Source organism: Oleiphilus sp. HI0132, from assembly GCF_001635845.1.
The window spans coordinates 1-1,336 of record NZ_LWGJ01001530.1; the positions used below are offsets into that span (position 1 = coordinate 1).

The 1,336-nt window shown below is 46.6% G+C and carries 1 protein-coding gene; it reads left to right on the top strand.

Features of this window, described 5'->3' with window-relative positions; genetic code table 11:
• Positions 1-1,336, top strand: a 1,336-nt coding sequence (locus A3766_RS23570; RefSeq protein WP_156509081.1) for a class I tRNA ligase family protein, incomplete at both ends; no start/stop codon positions are given.

The window sequence follows — 1,336 nt, forward strand, 5'->3', positions numbered from 1 at the left end:
AGAATCGTATCGAAGCAATGTTGGAGCAAAGCCCTGATTGGTGTATCTCTCGCCAGCGTACTTGGGGTGTTCCGATTACTTTGTTTGTTCATAACGAGACACAAGAGCTTCATCCTGATACACAAAATTTGATCGCTAAAGTAGCTGAGAAAATTGAACAGAAGGGTATTGATGCCTGGTTCGAATTGGATGCGAGCGAATTATTAGGTGATGACGCTGAGAATTACACAAAAGTAACCGACACTTTAGATGTTTGGTTTGACTCGGGCGTGACGCATGCCGCGGTATTAAAGCAGCGCGAAGAGCTAGGTCAGTACCCTGCCGATTTATACTTGGAAGGCTCGGATCAACACCGTGGTTGGTTCCAGTCCTCTTTGAAGACGGGTATCGCGATTAATAATGCAGCACCTTATAAGCAGGTGTTAACACACGGCTTCACCGTTGATGGTGAAGGCAAGAAGATGTCCAAGTCTTTGGGTAACGTTGTTTCGCCACAAGAAGTGATGAACAAGCTAGGGGCTGATATCTTGCGTTTCTGGGTAGCGGCAACAGACTATAGTGGTGAAATGACGGTTTCTGACGAGATCCTCAAGCGAGCTGCCGAATCTTATCGTCGTATTCGAAATACTGCGCGCTTCCTGTTGTCTAATATCAATGGTTTTGAGCCAGAGAAGGACTTGGTAGCGCCTGAAGAGATGATGTCACTAGATCGTTGGGCGGTTGATAAAGCCTTAGAGCTTCAAACTGAATTGCAAGAAGCTTATGACGAGTATAGTTTTCTTAGTGTTTCACAGAAAATTGTTCACTTCTGCGGCGTTGATTTAGGTGGTTTCTATCTGGATATCATCAAAGATCGACAGTACACCACTCAGGCAGATAGTCTAGCTCGTCGTTCATGCCAAACAGCGATGTACCATATTCTTGAAGCGATGACTCGCTGGATTGCGCCAGTTCTAAGCTTTACTGCAGACGAAATCTGGGCGGTTATGCCTAAGCCTAAGGGTGAAGAACGTGCATCAAGCGTAATGCTTTGTTCCTGGTACGAAGGTTTGTTTGCGATGGATGCAGATAGCCAGCAAGGTTCTGAGTTCTGGGCAACGGTGCTAGAAGCGAAAACGGCTGTGAATAAGCGTATCGAAGAAGAGCGTAATGCGGGCAAGATCAAAGGTTCTCTTGGAACAGAAGTGAGCTTGTATTGTGAAGGCGGTTTGTACGAAGTGCTTAAGTCCTTGGGCGATGAGCTACGTTTTGTCTTGATCACCTCTGAGGCGACAGTTGGCGAACTATCGGCTGCTGAAGGTGCGCTACCAAGTCCTTCTCTGGCTCAAAACCATTG